This window comes from Bradyrhizobium sp. SPXBL-02 (assembly GCF_051853065.1).
Classification (GTDB): domain Bacteria; phylum Pseudomonadota; class Alphaproteobacteria; order Rhizobiales; family Xanthobacteraceae; genus Bradyrhizobium.
Window position 1 is genome coordinate 3,744,732 of record NZ_CP182474.1, and the last position, 19,545, is coordinate 3,764,276.

At 63.4% G+C, this 19,545-nt stretch carries 17 protein-coding genes and 1 tRNA gene; 12 read left to right on the top strand and 6 right to left on the bottom strand.

Annotation, left to right across the window (positions count from 1 at the left end):
- The first annotated feature begins 60 nt into the window (after window positions 1–60).
- Window positions 61–360, top strand: coding sequence for an antibiotic biosynthesis monooxygenase family protein (locus ACNJYD_RS17405; RefSeq protein WP_439367136.1), 300 nt, complete (start codon window positions 61–63; stop codon window positions 358–360).
- 3 nt (window positions 361–363) lie between these two features.
- On the opposite strand, the gene ACNJYD_RS17410 is transcribed toward ACNJYD_RS17405, so the two are convergent.
- Window positions 364–1,515: an AI-2E family transporter gene (locus tag ACNJYD_RS17410; protein ID WP_439367138.1), complete on the bottom strand. Its 1,152-nt coding sequence runs from the start codon at window positions 1,513–1,515 to the stop codon at window positions 364–366.
- A gap of 931 nt (window positions 1,516–2,446) precedes the next feature.
- On the opposite strand from ACNJYD_RS17410, the gene ACNJYD_RS17415 reads away from it, so the two are divergent.
- The 5 genes from ACNJYD_RS17415 (at window position 2,447) to ACNJYD_RS17435 (ending at window position 6,797) form a co-directional block, all read left to right on the top strand.
- A complete protein-coding gene (locus tag ACNJYD_RS17415; protein ID WP_439367486.1) occupies window positions 2,447–3,220 on the top strand; it encodes a gamma-glutamyl-gamma-aminobutyrate hydrolase family protein in 774 nt (257 codons plus the stop codon).
- 567 nt (window positions 3,221–3,787) lie between these two features.
- Window positions 3,788–4,324 (top strand): alpha/beta hydrolase, encoded by a 537-nt coding sequence (locus ACNJYD_RS17420; protein WP_439367140.1) that lies wholly within the window; start codon window positions 3,788–3,790, stop codon window positions 4,322–4,324.
- A 134-nt stretch (window positions 4,325–4,458) separates the two neighbouring features.
- Window positions 4,459–5,841: an NfeD family protein gene (locus tag ACNJYD_RS17425; RefSeq protein ID WP_212255163.1), complete on the top strand. Its 1,383-nt coding sequence runs from the start codon at window positions 4,459–4,461 to the stop codon at window positions 5,839–5,841.
- The gene (locus ACNJYD_RS17430) at window positions 5,838–6,599 is read left to right on the top strand and encodes a slipin family protein (RefSeq protein ID WP_172783499.1); all 762 of its coding nucleotides are present in this window, start codon (window positions 5,838–5,840) and stop codon (window positions 6,597–6,599) included. Before ACNJYD_RS17425 ends, ACNJYD_RS17430 begins: the two co-directional genes overlap by 4 nt.
- Before the next feature lie 63 nt (window positions 6,600–6,662).
- Complete coding sequence (locus tag ACNJYD_RS17435; RefSeq protein ID WP_439367142.1) at window positions 6,663–6,797, top strand: hypothetical protein; 135 nt, start codon at window positions 6,663–6,665, stop codon at window positions 6,795–6,797.
- Between the two features lie 148 nt (window positions 6,798–6,945).
- On the opposite strand, the gene ACNJYD_RS17440 is transcribed toward ACNJYD_RS17435, so the two are convergent.
- Window positions 6,946–8,433 carry an outer membrane protein gene (locus ACNJYD_RS17440; protein ID WP_439367144.1) on the bottom strand — a complete coding sequence of 496 codons (1,488 nt, stop codon included), beginning with the start codon at window positions 8,431–8,433 and terminating at the stop codon, window positions 6,946–6,948.
- 307 nt (window positions 8,434–8,740) lie between these two features.
- Here ACNJYD_RS17440 and ACNJYD_RS17445 point away from each other — a divergent pair, with 307 nt between their 5' ends.
- Window positions 8,741–9,703 (top strand): AraC family transcriptional regulator, encoded by a 963-nt coding sequence (locus ACNJYD_RS17445; RefSeq protein ID WP_439367146.1) that lies wholly within the window; start codon window positions 8,741–8,743, stop codon window positions 9,701–9,703.
- Window positions 9,704–9,794: 91 nt separating this feature from the next.
- Here the strand turns inward: ACNJYD_RS17445 and glnA are convergent, their stop codons facing one another.
- Together glnA and ACNJYD_RS17455 are read right to left on the bottom strand one after the other, a co-directional pair.
- Window positions 9,795–11,204 (bottom strand): type I glutamate--ammonia ligase, encoded by a 1,410-nt coding sequence (gene glnA, locus ACNJYD_RS17450; protein ID WP_172783502.1) that lies wholly within the window; start codon window positions 11,202–11,204, stop codon window positions 9,795–9,797.
- A 153-nt stretch (window positions 11,205–11,357) separates the two neighbouring features.
- Complete coding sequence (locus ACNJYD_RS17455) at window positions 11,358–11,696, bottom strand: P-II family nitrogen regulator (protein WP_007603495.1); 339 nt, start codon at window positions 11,694–11,696, stop codon at window positions 11,358–11,360.
- 380 nt (window positions 11,697–12,076) lie between these two features.
- Between ACNJYD_RS17455 and ACNJYD_RS17460 the strand changes: the two genes are divergently transcribed.
- Window positions 12,077–13,576, top strand: coding sequence for an NAD(P)H-hydrate dehydratase (locus tag ACNJYD_RS17460; protein ID WP_439367149.1), 1,500 nt, complete (start codon window positions 12,077–12,079; stop codon window positions 13,574–13,576).
- A 107-nt stretch (window positions 13,577–13,683) separates the two neighbouring features.
- Here ACNJYD_RS17460 and ACNJYD_RS17465 read toward each other — a convergent pair whose 3' ends face one another.
- Window positions 13,684–14,985: a multicopper oxidase domain-containing protein gene (locus tag ACNJYD_RS17465; protein WP_439367151.1), complete on the bottom strand. Its 1,302-nt coding sequence runs from the start codon at window positions 14,983–14,985 to the stop codon at window positions 13,684–13,686.
- Between the two features lie 154 nt (window positions 14,986–15,139).
- Here ACNJYD_RS17465 and ACNJYD_RS17470 point away from each other — a divergent pair.
- From ACNJYD_RS17470 to ACNJYD_RS17480, 3 genes are all read left to right on the top strand, one after another.
- A tRNA-Leu gene (locus tag ACNJYD_RS17470) sits at window positions 15,140–15,224 on the top strand.
- 174 nt (window positions 15,225–15,398) lie between these two features.
- Window positions 15,399–16,760 (top strand): trigger factor, encoded by a 1,362-nt coding sequence (tig, locus tag ACNJYD_RS17475; RefSeq protein ID WP_212255170.1) that lies wholly within the window; start codon window positions 15,399–15,401, stop codon window positions 16,758–16,760.
- Window positions 16,761–17,040: 280 nt separating this feature from the next.
- On the top strand, window positions 17,041–17,676 hold the full coding sequence (locus ACNJYD_RS17480; protein WP_027559514.1) for an ATP-dependent Clp protease proteolytic subunit: 636 nt from the start codon (window positions 17,041–17,043) through the stop codon (window positions 17,674–17,676).
- Between the two features lie 62 nt (window positions 17,677–17,738).
- Here the strand turns inward: ACNJYD_RS17480 and ACNJYD_RS17485 are convergent, their stop codons facing one another.
- Window positions 17,739–17,945, bottom strand: a complete 207-nt coding sequence (locus tag ACNJYD_RS17485) for a hypothetical protein (protein ID WP_172783506.1) — start codon at window positions 17,943–17,945, stop codon at window positions 17,739–17,741.
- Between the two features lie 182 nt (window positions 17,946–18,127).
- On the opposite strand from ACNJYD_RS17485, the gene clpX reads away from it, so the two are divergent.
- Window positions 18,128–19,399 (top strand): ATP-dependent Clp protease ATP-binding subunit ClpX, encoded by a 1,272-nt coding sequence (gene clpX, locus ACNJYD_RS17490; RefSeq protein WP_008547851.1) that lies wholly within the window; start codon window positions 18,128–18,130, stop codon window positions 19,397–19,399.
- Window positions 19,400–19,545: the final 146 nt, after the last annotated feature.

Below are 19,545 nucleotides of genomic sequence, written 5' to 3' on the forward strand. Positions count from 1 at the left end.
CTTTTTCTTTGGCTCCGGCTGCGCTAGACACGGCCATCGAACAAACAGGGTGGAAAGCCGATGATCACCGAGATCGCGCAAATCGACGTCAAGCCGGGCAGCGAGAAGGATTTCGAGGCGGCCGTCGCCAAGGCCAAGGCCGCTTTCGGCCGCTCCAAGGGCTTTCACGGCTTCGAGCTGCACAAGTCGATCGAGAAGCCGCAGCGTTACCGGCTGATGGTGAAATGGGCGACGCTGGAGAACCACACCGTGGACTTCCGCGGCTCGGAGAATTTCGCGGAATGGCGCGGCCTGGTCGGCCAGTATTTTGCCGCGCCCCGCGAGGTCGAGCACACCGAGACCGTGCTGACCACGGAATGAGTGTCAGGCCGCCTCCGCCAGAGGCGGCGCCTCATACGTCTTGACATGGTCGATCATGACCTTGGCGATGGCGACCAGCGGGAGCGCCAGCGCGAGGCCCCAGATACCGAAGACGACGCCGAGCAGGATCTGGAACGCGAACAGCGTGGCCGGCGGGATGTCGAGCGCCTGGCGCTGCAGGATCGGCGTCAGCACGTAGCTTTCCATGGCGTGCACGCCCATGAAGAGCAGAAACGCCGACAAGGCGGGAATCCATCCCGAGGCGAGGCTCGCCAGCACCACGATGACGCCGGCGATGATGGCTCCCACCGTGGGGATGAAGGCGAGCAGGCCCGCCTGAATCCCTAAGATGAACGCGCCGGGGATGCCGATGACGGCAAGTCCGATCCAGGTCACGGCACCGACCGCGATCATGACGATGATCTGGGCGATCAGCCAGCGCTCCAGCGTCTCCGCGATATGGTCGATGACGATGGCGACACGGGTACGGTGCCGCGCCGGTGCCAGGAACAGCAGGCCGTCATGATAGACTTTGGGCTGGGCGGCGAAGGCAAGGCCCAGGAACAGAACGATGAAGATGTTGCCCACGCCGTGAATGGTGCCGAGCAGCAGCTTGAGGGTCTGGCTCACGATCGCGCCGCCGCTGGAGGCGAGCGCGCCGGCGCTAGGCAGGGGAGCGCGCGAGGGCGTTGCCGGCGCGGGCGTCGTCTCCGAAGACGCGTTGGTCGCGGAGTCCGGCGCAGCGTTGCCGAGATCGAAGAAGCTGGTGTCGATGCCGTGGTTCTCGAGCAAGGACCTGACATTGGTGATCTGCGACTTGATGGTCTTGCTCAGGAGCGAGGCCTGTTCGGCAATGGTGGCGCCGCCGAGATAGGCGACGCCCGCAAGCAGCAGAGCGAGCGCGACGCAGACGATTGCAAGCCGCATCGTGTGAGGCAGGTGGACCCGCCGACCGAGCGCATTGACCAGCGCGTTGAGACCGAGGCCGAGCAGCATGCCGGTGAAGATCAGCAGCACGGTGGTCGCAAAAAACCAGGTGAAGGCGAGCAGCGCGGTGAACAGCACCATGCCGATGCCGCCGACCGCGATCGCCCAGGCCTGATCCCGCGCGAGGTCGGCACGGGCGCGGGGTCGTTCATCTGCGGGAAAGGTCACATCGTATCCTGTCTTTGGTAGCTGCAATCGGGGCACTCTTTCGACAAACGCGCCTCCGATCAAGAGCGGCAACGCGCCCGTTTGACGCCCCCGCGCGAAAGGTGCAGAGCGGTGAGGAAACAGAAGTGAGGGGCGCTTGGGCACTATCAGCAAGTGGGCCGGTCTGCTCGGGCTCTTGGCTTTGCTCGTCGGTGGCGACCAGATCCGGATCAACCGGCCGGACCATAAATTCCGCCTGACGGTCGAGGTGACGACGCCAGCTGGGATCAAGACCGCCTCGGGCATTCTGGCTGTCGTGCCCGATCGCAACTATAACCGCAGTGGCCGCACCACGATGCGTGGGGAGGCTGTGTTCGTCGATCTCGGCCAAGGCAAGAACATCGTGGTCTTGCTGGCGCATCAGCAGGGCGCCAAGCTCGACCTCGACGACATCAACTATGTGGCGCTCCGCGCCTATGGCATTGCGCGCGGCAGCCGGGTGTCGTTCAAGGACATGAGCCGGCAGACCGGCGTTGTCCCGGTGCAAGGGGAGCTCATTCCCGTGCTCGTGAGCTTCGGCGATCCTAGGGATCCCAAGACCGCGCGCCTTGTCGACAGCGGCCATGCAGAGGCAATCCTGGGCGACGGCTACGCGATCCGCGGCTTCTCCGCCGAGGTGGTGCCCAACGGGTTCTGGCCGATCGACTTCGGGGGCGCGCTCGGAGAGCCCGTGACGCGCGGAATCGAGGCCAAGCTTCCCTGGCTGGACGCGCCGGGCGAGACAGCGGCAATTGCGCTGAAGGCGGCAGGTCTCCCCGTGGCCGGCGGGATGGAAGCCCGGGAGGCATTTGCGCGAAAATTGCATTGCCGTCCCGCGATCCCTTCTGTTGAATTTGTTTCATCTGAGGGGCATGTTTGGGGAATCTTCTTATCGGGAGGCGCGGAACGACAGATGAGAAAGCCGGTCGTCGGCGTGATCGGGAATTCCTATCGCGTCGAAAATCGATTTCAGGTCCAGATGGTTGGCGAGCGAAACCTGCGCGCCGTGGCCGAAGTCTCCGGCGGCTTGCCGCTGATGTTCGCGGGCTCGCCCGACATCACTGATATCCCGGCGCTGCTCGATACCGTGGACGGCATCATCCTGACCGGCGCCCGGGCCAACGTTCACCCGACCCGCTTCAACGTCGATCCCTGCGAGAAGCACGAGCCTTACGACATCCACCGCGACGAGGTCGCGCTGGCCCTTTCGGTCGCCTGCGTCGCCCGCGGCATTCCGCTGTTCGGCATTTGCCGCGGCCTGCAGGAGATGAACGTCGCCTTCGGCGGCTCGCTGCATCCCGAGATCCGCGAGATCCCCGGCCGCATGAACCACCGCATGCCCAGGCTCGAGAACGGCGAGATCCATCCCGATCCGACCGTGGTGTTCGCCGACCGTCACGACGTCGACCTGACGCCTGGCGGCGCCTTCGCGACGATTCTCGGCTGCGAGAAGATCCGGGTCAATTCGCTGCACGGGCAGGGCATCCTCGATCCCGGCAAGCGCGTGCTGATCGAAGGCATCGCCGAGGACGGCACCATCGAGGCGATCCGCATCGCCGAGGCCCCGAGCTTTGCTCTCGGCGTGCAATGGCACGCGGAGTACGACCCGCAGCACAATCCGATCAACCGCAAGCTGTTCGAGGCCTTCGGCGAAGCGCTGGTGACACGGCAGAAGGCGGCGGCGTAGGCCACGCGGGCGCGAGTCTCGCTCTGTCCTCGTCATTGCGAGGAGCCCTTGCGACGAAGCAATCCAGGATCTTCCAGCGGAGGCAGTCTGGATTGCTTCGCTGCGCTCGCAATGACGGAATACGCGGCATTGCCGGTATTCTCCAGTTCTCAGCTCAACTTGCAAGCACGCGTTGACGATCTCCCGGCGGCTTTTGCCCGAGGCCTGACGTTGCGTGCTCGCGACCCGCGTTATGCAATCATGGTTCGTTCGAAATTCCGCCCGCGATAAACCAATCAGTAGGAATTGGTCCGCCGCGATAATCGCGGCTCTGATTTGTTCTTTGAGAACGAACTGGAGTCAGATGCAGAACGAAAGCTGACATCAGTATCGGCTTGCGGAAAGCCTTGCGAGCTGCAGAAGGCTTTCACGGCGACGTGGTATAGTGGAGGTAGATCCCATCTTAGTTGCGCGGTTGAAGGTGAGGAATTGCCATTGTCGGCTCATGACCATTGTTTCATCAAGGGTGCCGCTCCGGATCACACCCCGTTGCTGATGCTTCACGGTTCGAGCGGCACGGAGCTGCACATGGTGCCGCTGGCTGGGCGGCTCGCCCCGGGCTCGATGGCCGTCGCGCTTCGAGGCGCCGTGCCCTGGGAGGCCGGCTTCGCTTTCTTTCGCCGGTTCGAGGATCGCTCGATCGATGAACGCGATCTACTTGCCCGAGCCGATGTGCTGGCCGGCGAGGTGGTCCGGATCGGGAAGAACTATCGCTTCCCGAGGCCGCCGGTCGCGATCGGCTTATCGAACGGCGCCATCATGGCCGCTGCGCTGCTCATGCTCTATCCTCGCTGTCTCTCCGGTGCCGTTCTTTTCAGGCCGCTGTCGCCGTTCGCGGTCGCTCCAGACACGCGCCTCTCGCGCGTCCCGGCTCTCCTGGTCGATGGTGACAATGACGAGCGGCGGCTGCGCGGCGACGGGGCTCGCCTGGCACAACGGCTGGCGCACATGGGCGCCGACGTAGCGCATCACGTGCTGCCGACGGGGCATTCGATCACGGAAGACGACATTGGCCTGACGCGCGAATGGTTGAAGCCGCTGCTAGGCCAGGCAGAAAGTGGATAGAGCCGCGCCGCGAGCGCGTCGGCAATCCTGCATGGGCATTCCCATTGCGTTGCACAATCGGGACGTTGATCTCCATGCGCAGCATTGAGGTTTCATGAGAAGAATACCATATGCTCTGCAAGGGAGCCCGTGCCGTGCAGACCATGAAGGCGGCCCTCGTTGCGGCGATCACCGTCGTGGCTTTGATCTGCTGCCTCCTTCCCAGCTCAGCGGAGGAGAGCAAGCGCGTAGCCCTCGTTGTCTCGATCGACGGGGCGATTGGCCCGGCGTCAGCCAGCTACGTGCGGGAGGCCTTGGCCAGCGCGAGCGAACGGCGCGCCGAGGTCGTGCTTCTGAGGATGAACACGCCCGGCGGGCTCAATTCCAGCATGCGCGAGATCATCGCGGATGTGCTCGCCTCGCCTGTCCCTGTCATTGGCTACGTCGCTCCCTCCGGCGCCCACGCGGCGAGTGCGGGGACCTATATCCTTTATGCGACCCACATCGCGGCGATGGCACCAGGCACCAACATCGGTGCGGCGACGCCGGTCCAGATTGGCGGGCCGCTTCCGGGCCTGCCGAGCGGCACACCCGACAAGGATGGCAAAGACAAGAAGCATGAGCCGAAGGACGCGATGACGGCGAAGGCCACGAACGATGCCGTCGCCTTCATCCGAAGCCTCGCCGAGCTGCGCAACCGCAATGTGGACTGGGCAGAGAAGGCGGTCCGCGAGGCTGCAACACTCTCTGCCAACGGCGCGCTGGAGGCACATGCCATTGATCTCGTCGCGCGCGATCAGGCTGAATTGCTGCGGCAGGTTGATGGCCGCGTGGTGGAGCTCGCAGGCGGCAGGACGCAACGCCTCGCAACAAAGGATGCTGTCGTCGAAGCGGTCGAGCCCGGACGGATATCCCGGTTCCTGGCGGTCATCACCGACCCCAACGTGGCGTTCATTCTGCTGATGGTCGGCATCTACGGCCTGATCTTCGAGTTCATGTCTCCCGGAGCCGTCGCCCCGGGAGTCGTCGGCGCGATCTGCCTGCTGATCGGCCTCTATGCGCTCAATTTGCTGCCGATCAACTATGCCGGCCTCGCCCTGATGCTGGTGGGACTCGTGCTTCTCACCATCGAAGCCTTCAACCCGACCGTGGTGGTCGGCTTCGGCGGGATCATCGCCTTCGTGCTCGGAGCAATGATGCTCTTCAGGAGCGAGGCGCCTGGATACCAATTGTCGTGGTGGGTGATCGGTGTCACTGCGGTCGTGTTCAGCGGCTTTGCTCTGGTCGTGCTTGGTTCGCTGCGGCGCGTCCGCAAAGCTCCTGCGCTGGTCGGCGCGCAGGCCATGCGCGGCTTGCCCGCCGAGGTTCTCGACTGGAACGGGAACGAAGGCCATGTCTTCGCCCATGGTGAGCGCTGGCAGGCGCGCGGCGCCGAAACCTTCAAGCCCGGAGAGACGGTGGAGGTCGCCAATGTCGTCGACCTGACGCTGCTGATACGCCGCACACCCGCCCGGACAGGCGAGGGAGGTCCATCATGATGCTGGAATATCTGACGTATGCGGCGCTTGCGCTGCTTGTCATCGTGTTTCTATCCCAGGCTATTCGAATCCTGCGCGAGTACGAGCGCGGCGTCGTCTTCACGCTCGGCCGCTTTACCGGTGTGAAGGGCCCGGGCCTCATCCTGCTCGTCCCGATCGTGCAGCAACTCGTCAAGGTCGATCTGCGGGTGATGGTGCAGGTGGTGCCGCCGCAGGACGTAATTTCGCGCGACAACGTCTCCGTCAAGGTCAACGCCGTCCTGTACTTCCGCATCGTCGACCCCGAGCGCGCCATCATCAAGGTCGGTGACTACATGGCGGCGACCAGCCAGCTCGCCCAGACCACGTTGCGTTCGGTGCTCGGCAAGCACGAGCTCGACGAGATGCTTGCCGAGCGCGACAGGTTGAACGCCGATATCCAGGAGATCCTCGACAAGCAGACCGACGTCTGGGGCATCAAGGTCACCGGCATAGAGATCAAGGACGTCGATATCAACGAAACCATGGTTCGCGCGATTGCCAAACAGGCCGAGGCGGAGCGCCTGCGGCGGGCCAAGGTGATCAATGCGATGGGCGAGCAGCAGGCCGCCGAAAAGCTCGTCGAAGCCGGCCGGATACTGGCGCAGGAGCCTCAGGCAATGCAGCTTCGTTACTTCGCGGCTCTGCACGACATCGCCGGTGAACGCTCGTCGACGGTGGTGTTTCCGCTCCCCACCGGCCTGCTCGACCATTTGATGCCGCGACCTAACAACCCGTAACAGAAGGCCGCGAGGTGCTGATCGCGAGCGCGTCGAGGCCGGCCTTTGCGGGACGGCTGCACCGTGACCATCCGCTTCGGCAAGAAGGCCGGAGCGCCGAGGTCGCGTGACGGCCTGAAGATCGCCTCCGACAACGCGACGCTGGTGAAATGGGCGCCCATGGTGACCGAGATCGGCGTCAACTTTCCGGACAAGTGACGTGCGCATTCCAAATCTCGATCCGAATAAACCAATCGGTAGGAATTGCTCCGATGCGATTTTTGCGGCTCTGATTTGTTCTTCGAGAACGAACTGGAGTCAGATGCGGAACGAAAGCTGACGGGCGCATCGAAGCCCGGTCATCGGATCAGTAGCGTGCGGTGATGGCTCCGGGCAGCGGATTGAAGTGATAGTTCACGCCTAGCTTGAACAGCTGCAGATCCTGCGTGATCGCGCTGTTGACAGCGGCCGCTGCCGGGGCCCACAGGGGCTGACTGTAAGTGCCGCTCTGACTCGTCTGCTGGTTGAACATGCGGATGTAGTTGTACTCGCCTTTGACCGACCAATTGCCCGCCAATGCATATTCAAGCCCGGTTCCGATCACGGCGCCTGAGTGTAGGGCCTTGCCGCTGGCTGCGAGAGATTCGCTGAGGGCTCCAAAGACTTCTACGCCATTCATTGCGTGGTTTTCATTGGCGAGCGCAAGACCAGCCTTGCCATAGACAAGCAGGCGATCGCCGACGACAAAGCCGGCGCGGCCGCTGGCGATCGCAAGCCAGTCGGTCGAGGTGTTCAGACCGGACGTTACCATCGATCCGCCCAACGGGAACGTGGAGGATCGGCTGCCCTTGATACCCGTCCACATCCATTCGCCTTCCACGCCGAGCACAAACACGCCGGACTGAACGTTGACGCCGCCGTCAAAGCCTCCAAGCCATCCGCTGACATCAAAACTGCCACTGCCCGGCAGGGGTGCGGGAGCTTGGCTCCGCCACTCGCGACCAAAGCCATAGCCACCCTGCACGCCGACAAAGCCGCCGGTCCAGTTCGTGCCGGGCACCGCCCTGACGGGCGGATATTTGGGATCGACCGCAGGATCAGCAATTCGGTAGTTCGCGCCCACCTTGATCAGGTGGATGGAATCCTGCGTGATCGGTACATCAACCGAGAAAGGAGTCGGGAGAGCTGTGGAGCTACCGCTCATCCGCACCGACCGCGTGCCGAAATGCAAGTAGTCGTATTCGGCTTTGACCGACCAATTCCCCTCCAATGCATATTCGGCGCCAAGGCCGATCATCGGTGCCCAACGGTATTCATTCCCGCTGAAGCTCGATGACGAGGTGCCGGCGAAGAAGTCGTTGCTCGCTGCATTGCTACTGTGCTTTTCCCACGCGCCGGCGATGCCACCCTTTGCGAACACCAGCCAGCGGTCGGCCGCCAAGCCGACGCGGCCCGCCGCCGTTGCCAATGCCTCGATCCTCGATGTGACCGTGGCGGTCGTATCGATGAAGAACGGCTCTTCAACGCGCATGTTCTGAGAGCCGCGGATATTGGCCCATGACCCGTCCAGCTCAAGACCGAAAACCAGACTTGCGATCTGCTTGTTGATGCCGATCTGTCCGCCCGCGAGGAAGCCGCTCGCGGCATAATCATTGTTCGGTCCAAACACGTTACCGACCCACCAGTCCTTCATGCCGCCACCATAGCCGGCATGCACGCCGACATAGACGCCGCTCCAGTCGACAGCGGCAGGCGCAAGCGCAACTGCCTTGACGGGCAGATCCGCGGCTGAGGCCGCCTGCGTCAGTGCAAGACCGAACGCAGCGGTCGAAAGAAATCTTCCCGTGATTGCCATTGAGCCCCCTGCAACCGGCGCGCGTATTCGAAAGCGACGTCAGGTAGCTATACTGGGAGCGGCGCTGCTTCGGCTTGGGGCACGCGCCACACCTACTTGGACGGATCACCACAAATCTGGCGATTGCCATCACCTGTGATCGCATTGCCACATCAGCCGGCGCGCTGGTCCAGCGCCAACGTCGTATCGAGCCGCAGTTGAAGTGGCGTGTGATCCGAGTTGGACCTTGCAATGAAAGGCCTTTGAACGCCGCCAGTTTCCTGCGACAAAAGAGCGCCGGGCAATCTCACTTTTATGGAGAGGTGTGTTGGATACTGGCGACGAATTGATTGCACTGGAGCTGTCCAGCTCGGAATTTGCCGATCGCGAGAGGACCGAAGCATTTCACCAGATCTACGGCCGCGAAATTCTCAAGCTGGAAATCGAGCCGTTGCCCGATACGGCGCTTCAGATCGACATGAAGCTGCGTGCGTTGCCTGGAATGTCCGTCGCGGCCGCGACCGCTTCTCCGATTTTCTGTCGGCACACCGAAGCGATGATCGACAACGACGATCCCGTGCTCGTGTTCAACCTCGATGGTACGGCGATCCACAATCAAAATGGTCACGAGACGTGCCTCGGCCCCGGGGAGGCGGTTTTGACAACGAATGGATTGCCGGGGACGGCAACCAATCCCACGACGAGGCGTGTCGTCACCTGGCGGATCAGCCGCGCCTTGATTGCGCCCTTGGTCAGGAATTTCGACGACGCGATCGGCAGACCACTCGACAGAGGCAATCCCGCGCTTTCGCTGTTTCTGGATTATCTCGGCATCGTCAATGAGAGACAGACGCTTGCGAACGCCGCCATGCGGCGGGCGGTTGTGAACCACATGATCGATCTCGGCGCCCTGGTCCTGGGCGCGACTCCGGATGCCGTCGAGCTGGCGAACATGCGCGGCGTTGCAGCCGCCCGAATGCGGAGCATCAAGACCCACATTCGCGCCCAGTTCGGTAATCCTGGCTTGAGCCTGGATTCCGTCGCAGCCAAGCAGGGCATCTCGAAGTCCTACGTCCGCAGGCTCTTCGAAGCCGAAGGCACGAGCTTTACGGAGTTCGTCCTCAACCAGCGCCTGGCCTCTGCCTACAAGATGCTGACGGATCCAAGCCTCGCAGGCCGCTCGATCAGCGAAATCGCACACCAGTCAGGATTCAACGACATCTCGTACTTCAACCGCAGCTTTCGGCGTGCTTACGGTGCGTCCCCGTCCGATATTCGCATGCGCAAGTGAGCCGCAGGCGGGCGGACGACCTTACAGTTGCAAACGAAAAGGCGCCTCCTTCCGGAAGCGCCTTTAGCTTGTCGCAGACGGTTCAGGCCGATCAGCCCGAATAGTACATGTCGAACTCGATCGGGTGCGGGGTCATCTCGAAGCGCTCGACCTCGGTCATCTTCAGCTCGATATAGGCGTCGATGAAGTCGTCGTCGAACACGCCGCCGGCCTTGAGGAAGGCGCGGTCCTTGTCGAGGTTTTCGAGCGCCTCGCGAAGCGAGCCGCACACCGTCGGGATCTGCTTCAGCTCTTCCTTCGGCAGATCGTAGAGGTCCTTGTCCATCGCCGGACCCGGATCGATCTTGTTCTTGATGCCGTCGAGGCCGGCCATCAGCATCGCGGCGAAGCCGAGATAGGGATTGGCGAGCGGATCGGGGAAGCGCACCTCGACGCGCTTGGCCTTGGGCGAAGCGGTGTAGGGGATGCGGCAGGAGGCCGAGCGGTTGCGCGCGGAATAGGCGAGCAGCACGGGGGCCTCATAGCCCGGGACCAGACGCTTGTACGAATTGGTCGACGGGTTGGTGAAGGCGTTGATCGCCTTGGCGTGCTTGATGATGCCGCCGATATAGTGGAGGCAGGTCTCCGACAGGTCGGCATACTTGTTGCCGGCGAACACCGGCTTGCCGTCCTTCCAGATCGACTGGTGCACGTGCATGCCCGAGCCGTTGTCGCCGTAGACCGGCTTCGGCATGAAGGTGGCGGTCTTGCCGTAGATGTGGGCGACCTGATGGATGCAGTATTTGTAGATCTGCAGGTGGTCGGCCATCAGCGTCAGCGTGTCGAACTTCATGCCGAGCTCGTGCTGGGCGGAAGCGACCTCGTGGTGATGCTTCTCGACCTTGACGCCCATCTTGGCCATGGCCCCTAACATCTCGGAGCGCATGTCCTGCACGGAGTCCTGCGGCGGGACGGGGAAGTAGCCGGCCTTGGTGCGGATGCGGTGGCCGAGGTTGCCGCCTTCATATTCCGTGTCGGTGTTGGTCGGCAGTTCCGAGGAGTCGAGGCGGAAGCCGGTGTTGTAGGGGGAGGAGGAGAAGCGCACGTCGTCGAACACGAAGAACTCGGCTTCGGGGCCGACGAACACGGCGTCGCCCACGCCCATCGACTTCACCATCGCCTCGGCCTTCTTGGCGATGCCGCGGGGGTCGCGATTGTAGGGCTCGCCGGTGGTCGGCTCGAGCACGTCGCAGGTGATGACCATGGTGGTCTCGGCGAAGAACGGATCGATCGTCGCGGTCACCGGATCGGGCATCAGGCACATGTCGGACTCGTTGATCGCCTTCCAGCCGGCGATCGAGGAGCCGTCGAACATCGTCCCTTCGGCGAAGATGTCTTCATCGATCATGCTGACGTCGAACGTGACGTGCTGCCACTTGCCGCGCGGATCGGTGAAGCGCAGGTCGACGTACTTCACGTCGTTGTCCTTGATCGATTTCAGGACGTCTTTGGCGGTCTTCATGCATACCCCTTATGGCTCTGCGGGTCGGTTTCCAGGTGAGCAAGATTGTTCTCGCTTTTGGCGAGTTCGCGCGCGACCGCACAAACGAAATCAGGCCGCCGAAGCAGCCTTATTTCTTGTCAGAGTGTCGCAAAATGCGGGATAGCACCCGGCTCAGATAGCGTCCAGCCCGGATTCGCCGGTTCGGATGCGGATCGCCTCTTCGATGTTGGAGACGAAAATCTTGCCGTCGCCGATGCGGCCGGTCTGCGCGGCGCGGCGGATCGCGTCGATGGCGCGCTCGACCAGATCGTCGCCGATCACGATCTCGATTTTGACCTTCGGCAGGAAGTCGACGATGTATTCTGCGCCGCGGTAAAGCTCGGCGTGACCCTTCTGCCGGCCAAAGCCCTTGGCCTCGGTGACGGTGATGCCCTGCAGACCGACTTCCTGAAGCGCTTCCTTCACCTCGTCGAGCTTGAATGGCTTGATGATGGCTTCGATTTTCTTCACTGCGCGACTCCCGGCCTTTCGATCCAATAGCAACGTCTTCGTCAGGGCGCGCATTTCTCAACGCACGATCTTGTCTTCTCTATGCCGGGATCCCTGACCGGTCCGGCAACCACGGCCAGCCACACCCTTGAAGACGCCAGTGAGCACGACGAACCGAAGCGGCTTCCTCGAAAGCAGGGTCTATGCCAAGTTGCAAATGCCCTGATTATCGGAGCGTTATCAGCCTTTTAACGAGCATCTCTGAGTGGTGTGCCGACCTGCACAAAATACCGAAGACTACGAAATAGGCAAACGGTTCAATATGTGTGCAGATCGACGTTCCCGCCGCCGGATCGGCGCCAAAGATGCCTGTTCAAGAGGCGATTGTACTAGGAAGTGGCATGGAAGTTCTGACCAACGCCGAAATGCAGCGCGCCGACCAGCTCGCCATCGCGGCCGGCACGCCCGGTTTCAAGCTGATGCTCAGCGCCGGCCAGGCGGTCGCCGAGGCCGCCCAGGGATTGGCAGAGGAGGGGCCGATCCTGATCGTGGCCGGCCCCGGCAATAATGGCGGGGACGGTTTCGTCGCCGCCGCCGAGCTCGCCGCACAGGGGCGCGAGGTCTCGGTGATCCTGATGTGCGAGCGCGACCAGCTCCAGGGCGATGCCGCCTCCGCCGCGCGCGGCTGGAAGCATCCGGTGCTGCCGTTCAACCCGCAGGCGATCGGCAGACCTGCGCTGATCATCGATGCGCTGTTCGGTGCGGGCCTCAGCCGCACCGTGGACGGCGAGGCGCGGGAGATGATCGAGGCGATCAACGCCAACGGCGCCCCGGTGCTCGCGGTCGACCTGCCGAGCGGCATCAACGGCACCAGCGCGGCCGTGATGGGCGTGGCGGTGAACGCCACCGAGACCGTCACCTTCTTCCGCAAGAAACCGGCGCACCTGCTGCTGCCGGGACGTGTGCATTGTGGCCGCGTCCGCGTTGCCGACATCGGCATCGATGCGCAGGTGCTGGACGAGATCGCGCCGCAGATTTTCGAAAACGATCCCGATGTCTGGGGCGCAGCGTTTCCGGTGCCGCGCATCGATGGCCACAAATATGCGCGAGGGCACGTGCTCGCGGTCTCGGGCGATGCGGCCGCGACCGGCGCGGCACGGCTCGCGGCGCGCGGCGCGCTGCGCGCCGGCGCGGGCCTCGTGACGCTGGCGAGCCCGCGCGATGCGCTCGCGATCAATGCGAGCGCGCTCACCGCGGTCATGGTGCGCCCCGTCGACAGCGCGATCGAGTTCGGCGAGCTGCTCGGCGACAAGCGCTATAACACCTGCATCATCGGCCCCGGTGCCGGCATCGGGGAACGCACTTGCGATTTCGTCCATAGCGCGCTTGCCGCGCAGCGGCATCTGGTGCTCGATGCGGATGCGCTGACCAGCTTTGCCGCAACCCCGGAGCGCCTGTTCGAGTCGATCAAGTCCTCGCAGGACAATGCGGTGGTGCTGACCCCGCATGAAGGCGAGTTTCCGCGCCTGTTCTCCGACCTCAGCAACAAGCATCCCGGCCGCTCCAAGCTCGAGCGCGTCCGTGCCGCCGCCGAGCGCTCCGGCGCCGTCGTGCTGCTGAAGGGCCCGGACACCACAATCGCCGCGCCCGATGGCCGCGCCACCATCGCTGCCAACGCGCCGCCCTGGCTCGCCACGGCGGGTGCCGGCGACGTGCTGTCCGGCATCATCGCCGGTCTTCTCGCGCAAGGCGTGCCGGCGTTCGAGGCCGCCAGCATCGGCGTCTGGATGCATGGCGAGGCGGCAAGCGAAGCCGGGCCGGGCCTGATCGCGGAAGACCTGACCGAGACGCTGCCGGCCGTGCACCGGCGGATCTACGATGCGCTCGGCGTGGAGTTTTGAGCTGTTCGCTACGGGGGTAGGATGGGTAGAGCGCAGCGAAACCCATCATCTCAAGCCTGAGCGCGATGGCGATGGGTTTCGCTGCGCTCCACCCAACCTACAAAATCTCACTCCACCCCATACCAGCGCACCAGGCGCGGCGCGGCCCAGTCGGTCACGACGGATTCGATCAGCCAGCGTCCGGGCGAGGTGGCGGCGAAGGCGATGCGCTGGGTCTGGCCGGGCTCGATCGCGAGCGTGTCGAGCCAATAGGGCTTCCAGCCGTCGTCGAGCTTGTCGAGCAGGCGGAACGGGTGGCCGTGCAGGTGAAACACCGTGGTGACCGGGGCGGGGTTCTGCAGGGCCAGCACCACGGTGCGGCCGGTCTTGGCGCGGAAGGCGGGCGCGGAGGCGGTGGAAAAGGTTGCGGGCCGTGCCCAGCCGGAATCGGCAGCGCCGAGCGCGACATCGAACCGCAGGGCGCCTCTCAGATCGAGCTTCTCGGGGAGATCGTTCGACGGGAGCGGTTGGGGAGGCGACAGCGGGGCGCGCTCCAGCTTCCCGGAGATGGTCAGATTTCCGACCTGGCGCGCCTCCTTGCCGTCATGGAGCAGGAATGGGGCCGAGGCGGCCGCATCCACGAAGGCGTCGGCCCGTGCGCCGGGCGCCAGCACCAATGCGCCGTTGCGGGCGGGGAACGGCTCGGCCGGTTGGCCGTCCAGGGCCATCACACGGACCTCGTGGCTCTCCAATTTGATTGCCAGAACAGTACGTTGGGAGCCGTTGATGAAGCGCAGCCGCAGCCGCTCACGAGCTGCGGCTGAGAGTTCGAATGAAGTCTTGCCGTTGACGGTGTAGAGCGGCGTCGTGTCCTTCGGGTCCTGGCCCGCAGGGACCGCGGTGCCATCCGGCCACAGGCGCCATTCCTCGATCAACAGGATCTCGTCACGGTCGACGGCAACGTGGCTGGTCTCGGCCGCAATAATCGGAAGCGGGCGCGCGGGCTGCTTCAGGCTGCCCTCGAAGAGGCGGAAGTCCGCCAGCAGGATTCCCGCGCTTGGCATTGAAATATTTGATATTTCTGTCGTAGCTGGCGCTGCCGGCGCGCGCCCTCGGAGCGGGTCGGAAGTGGCCGGGCCATGGAGGCCGTACCAGACGGGTGCAAGCGGCACAGGCAGGTCGTTGCGGAAGACCACCTCGCAGCGGTCAAAGCGCTTGAGACGGACGTCCCCGAGGTGGCTTACGGCGGCCAGCTCCCAGATCGGTGTAGCCGGCTGACCCGATCTCAGAGCCAGCGTTGCCAGCCGCGCCTGCAGCGCGAGCTGGGCCGTCACGGACGGGCCCGCACCCCCTACGATCAGCCCGGCTGCCGAGGCTCCGAGGCCTGCCAAAACCTCGCGCCGAGTAGGGTCAGAAATCCGCATTGTCATGGCACGATCCGGACCACGCCGTGCTGGATAAGTCCAGCCGTCGTGCCTATTTGAAGCCTGCCTCCATCAGGCCATTTTTTTGCTGCGAACAGTCAGGCGCATGCTATAAGCCCGGCCGCCCGCGGCATCGCGGCCGGTCTTGATGCAAATTCACGCGGGCGTGGCGGAACTGGTAGACGCGCTGGATTTAGGTTCCAGTGACGAAAGTTGTGGGGGTTCGAGTCCCTCCGCCCGCACCAAGCGCTTATCGCGTTTGCACGGATTACGAGGCCTGCTTCCAAGCGGATGATCATCCGCCTGGAACGGGTCCGATGAACCACCGGCGTGGAGGCGTTTGCCTCGCGCCGGATCGATTAACGACAGCGTCCCGACGCGCGACGTGCCGGGGCCGAACGAAAAGAAGATTGGACGCCATGCAGGTCACAGAAACCCTCTCGGAAGGTTTGAAGCACGAGTTCAAGATCAGCGTTCCCGCGTCTGATCTTGACGCCAAGGCCGGTGCCAAGCTCGTCGACCTCAAGGACAAGGTCCGCATCAACGGCTTCCGTCCGGGCAAGGTGCCGGTCTCGCACCTGAAGAAGGTCTATGGCCGCTCGGTCATGGCCGAAACCATCGACCAGACCATCCGAGACACCAACACGCAGCTGTTCTCCGAGCGCGGCTTCCGTCTGGCGACCGAGCCGAAGATCACCATGCCGACGGAGCAGAAGGACGTCGAGGAGCTGCTGAGCGGCAAGACGGATCTGACCTACACGGTCGCGATCGAGGTGGTGCCGGCGATCGCGCTCGCCGACTTCAAGACCTTCCAGGTCGAGAAGCCCGTTGCCGAGGTCACCGACGCCGACGTCGACGAGGCGATCAAGCGCATCGCCGATTCCAACCGCACCTATGCCGCCAAGGGCGAGGGCACCAAGGCGGAGTCGGGCGACCGCGTCACCATCAACTTCAAGGGCACCATCAACGGCGAAGTCTTCGAGGGCGGCACCGGCGAGGGCATCCAGGTCGTCATCGGCTCCAACACCTTCATCCCGGGCTTCGAGGAGCAGCTGATCGGCATCGGCGCGGGTGAGACGCGCACGCTGAAAGTGTCGTTCCCGAAGAACTACATGAACGACAAGCTCGCCGGCCAGCCGGCGGAGTTCGAGACCACTGCGACGCTGATCGAGGCGCCGCAGGACCTCGCGATCGACGACGAGTTCGCCAAGTCGCTCGGCCTGGAATCGCTGGACAAGCTGAAGGAGGCCGCACGCGAGCGGCTGACCGCCGAGTTCGCCACCGCCACGCGCCAGCGCGTCAAGCGTGCGCTGCTCGACCGCCTCGACGAGGCGCATCGCTTCGAGGCGCCGCCCTCGCTGGTGGACGAGGAGTTCAGCCTGATGTGGAACTCGGTCAAGGCCGAGATGGACTCCGCCGGCAAGACCTTTGCCGACGAGGACACCACCGAGGACAAGGCGAAGGAGGAGTATCGCAAGATCGCCGATCGCCGCGTGCGGCTCGGCCTCGTGCTCTCCGAGATCGGCGAGAAGAACAAGATCACCGTGACCGACGACGAGGTCGGCCGTGCCGTGATCGAGCGCGCGCGCTCGATGCCTGGCCGCGAGAAGGAGGTCTGGGACTTTTACCGCAACAATGCCCAGGCGTTGGCCCAGCTTCGTGCGCCGATCTATGAGGACAAGGTGGTCGACTTCATCCTCGAGCTCGCCAACGTGACCGAGAAGAAGGTCTCGCGCGAGGACCTCTACAAGGACGACGAGGCGGAAAAGACCGCAGCCTGAAGGGTTTGAGGCAGCCATCTATTAATGATGATCAGCGAAGAGGCCCAGCTAGCCAGATGGCCGGCTGGGCCTCTTTGCGCGAATCAGCTTCAACTGCCCCTCGGGTTAAGCCTTAATGCGCTCCGCACTTGTCAGAAGCGAATTGGGCTATATCTGTCGCTACGCCCTCTACTTCTTACCCAAGTTCCTGCATCACAGGACGTCCATTCGCCTCCCGGCAAATCCAGCCAAACTGGCAAGCCTGCCCGGCGATGTCCGTCTCCGAAACACTAGGTGACTCATGCGCGATCCGGTTGAAACCTACATGAACCTCGTGCCCATGGTGGTCGAGCAGACCAACCGTGGCGAGCGCGCCTACGACATTTTCTCGCGCCTCTTGAAGGAGCGCATCATCTTCGTGACCGGCCCGGTCGAGGACGGCATGTCAACGCTGATCGTCGCGCAGCTGTTGTTCCTCGAGGCGGAAAATCCGAAGAAGGAAATCTCGATGTACATCAACTCGCCGGGCGGCGTGGTGACGTCGGGCCTTGCGATCTACGACACCATGCAGTTCATCCGCCCGCCGGTGTCGACACTGTGCACCGGCCAGGCGGCTTCGATGGGCTCGCTGCTGCTCGCCGCCGGCGAGAAGGACATGCGCTTCTCGCTGCCGAACGCACGCATCATGGTGCACCAGCCCTCCGGCGGCTTCCAGGGCCAGGCCACCGACATCATGCTGCACGCCCAGGAAATCCTGAACCTGAAGAAGCGGCTCAACGAGATCTACGTCAAGCACACCGGCCAGACCTACAAGTCGATCGAGGATGCGTTGGAACGCGACAAGTTCCTGACCGCGAACGACGCCAAGGAGTTCGGCCTGGTCGACAAGGTGATCGACAAGCGCGCCGAGGAGCCGGCGCCGGCGAAGGCCCCGTAGCACTACTGGGGCGTCAAGACGAACCCTCAGTTTGCCGTGGACCCGTCAGGGCGGCGTTCACGTTAGGTGCGCGTGCGCGCGGCGCAAAACGCGGTTTTGCGCCCTGCGGCAAGCAGAAAGTTCCGCTTTCGTGCTTGTTTTTCGTGGCAATCCAGCAACGCCGGGGTGTTTTCGATCACTTCGCTCGTGCCAAGACCGGAAATCACGGTATTGTCACGGGTAGCCGGCGACCCCCGATTAGCGAATTCTTGATAGTCGGGTGACAGCATGGTTGGCTACGATTGATCGGCTATGATCGCGGGGGAATCGAGTGACCGTGATTCGCACGGGATGTAGTAAAGCGTAGGGTCTTTTTTGGTACGGAATTTGCTCTACTTAAGCTTCATACCGACCACCGTGTCGGAATGGAGCGATCGAGCGGAACGGGATCGAACCGCGGACGGAGACATGAATGAGTAAGGTCGGCACGAGCGACTCCAAGAACACGCTATATTGCTCGTTCTGCGGCAAGAGCCAGCACGAAGTCCGCAAACTGATCGCGGGTCCCACGGTCTTCATCTGCGACGAGTGCGTCGAGCTCTGCATGGACATCATCCGCGAGGAGAACAAGTCCTCGCTGGTCAAGTCGCGCGACGGTATTCCGACGCCGAAGGAAATCTGCAAGGTGCTGGACGATTACGTCATCGGCCAGAGCCATGCGAAGAAGGTCCTGTCGGTCGCGGTGCACAATCACTACAAGCGCCTCAACCATCAGACCAAGCACAACGACGTCGAGCTCGCGAAGTCGAACATCCTGCTGATCGGTCCGACCGGCTCGGGCAAGACGCTGCTCGCGCAGACGCTCGCCCGCATTCTGGACGTGCCGTTCACGATGGCCGATGCAACGACGCTGACCGAAGCCGGCTATGTCGGTGAGGACGTCGAGAACATCATCCTGAAGCTGCTCCAGGCCGCCGATTACAACGTCGAGCGCGCCCAGCGCGGCATCGTCTACATCGACGAAATCGACAAGATCAGCCGCAAGTCCGACAACCCCTCGATCACGCGTGATGTGTCGGGTGAGGGCGTGCAGCAGGCGCTGCTCAAGATCATGGAAGGCACGGTGGCTTCGGTCCCGCCGCAGGGCGGCCGCAAGCATCCGCAGCAAGAGTTCCTGCAGGTGGATACCACCAACATCCTGTTCATCTGCGGCGGCGCGTTCGCCGGCCTCGAGAAGATCATCTCGGCACGCGGTCGGTCGACCTCGATCGGCTTCGGCGCCCAGGTGCTCGCGCCGGAGGATCGCCGGACCGGCGAGATCTTCCGTCACGTCGAGCCTGAGGACCTCCTGAAGTACGGCCTCATCCCCGAGTTCGTCGGCCGTCTGCCGGTCGTGGCGACGCTCGAGGACCTCGACGAGACCTCGCTGAAGAAGATCCTGACCGAGCCGAAGAACGCGCTGGTGAAACAGTACCAGCGGCTGTTCGAGATGGAGAACATCGAGCTGACCTTCGCCGACGAGGCGCTTGGCGCGGTCGCCCGCAAGGCGATCGAGCGCAAGACCGGCGCGCGGGGCCTGCGTTCGATCCTCGAGGCGATCCTGCTCGAGACCATGTTCGACCTGCCGGGTCTGGAAGGTGTGGAAGAGGTCGTGATTTCCCGCGAGGTCGTGGAAGGAACGGCGCGTCCGCTCTACATCTACGCTGATCGGTCTGATCGCGCCGTCGAGAACGCCAGCGCCTGATCTGACGGCGCTGGAACGCTCCAATCGTCTTCTCAAAGTGGGCTGCGGAACTGATATTTCCGCAGCCGGTGTTGCGTCGCTTATTGCGTGCGTAAGCGCCTGATGGCGCGCGTCTTTCAATGACTTGACACCCCCCGGGTCGATAG

Excerpts from the sequence above, each read along its gene's own strand:
- ACNJYD_RS17405 (WP_439367136.1), top strand. The coding sequence starts at position 61 with ATGATCACCGAGATCGCGCAAATCGACGTCAAGCCGGGCAGCGAGAAG.
- ACNJYD_RS17415 (WP_439367486.1), top strand. The coding sequence starts at position 2,447 with ATGAGAAAGCCGGTCGTCGGCGTGATCGGGAATTCCTATCGCGTCGAA.
- ACNJYD_RS17420 (WP_439367140.1), top strand. The coding sequence starts at position 3,788 with ATGGTGCCGCTGGCTGGGCGGCTCGCCCCGGGCTCGATGGCCGTCGCG.
- ACNJYD_RS17430 (WP_172783499.1), top strand. The coding sequence starts at position 5,838 with ATGATGCTGGAATATCTGACGTATGCGGCGCTTGCGCTGCTTGTCATC.
- ACNJYD_RS17440 (WP_439367144.1), bottom strand. The coding sequence starts at position 8,433 with ATGGCAATCACGGGAAGATTTCTTTCGACCGCTGCGTTCGGTCTTGCA.
- glnA (WP_172783502.1), bottom strand. The coding sequence starts at position 11,204 with ATGAAGACCGCCAAAGACGTCCTGAAATCGATCAAGGACAACGACGTG.
- ACNJYD_RS17460 (WP_439367149.1), top strand. The coding sequence starts at position 12,077 with ATGGAAGTTCTGACCAACGCCGAAATGCAGCGCGCCGACCAGCTCGCC.
- ACNJYD_RS17465 (WP_439367151.1), bottom strand. The coding sequence starts at position 14,985 with ATGACAATGCGGATTTCTGACCCTACTCGGCGCGAGGTTTTGGCAGGC.
- tig (WP_212255170.1), top strand. The coding sequence starts at position 15,399 with ATGCAGGTCACAGAAACCCTCTCGGAAGGTTTGAAGCACGAGTTCAAG.
- ACNJYD_RS17480 (WP_027559514.1), top strand. The coding sequence starts at position 17,041 with ATGCGCGATCCGGTTGAAACCTACATGAACCTCGTGCCCATGGTGGTC.
- ACNJYD_RS17485 (WP_172783506.1), bottom strand. The coding sequence starts at position 17,945 with ATGCTGTCACCCGACTATCAAGAATTCGCTAATCGGGGGTCGCCGGCT.
- clpX (WP_008547851.1), top strand. The coding sequence starts at position 18,128 with ATGAGTAAGGTCGGCACGAGCGACTCCAAGAACACGCTATATTGCTCG.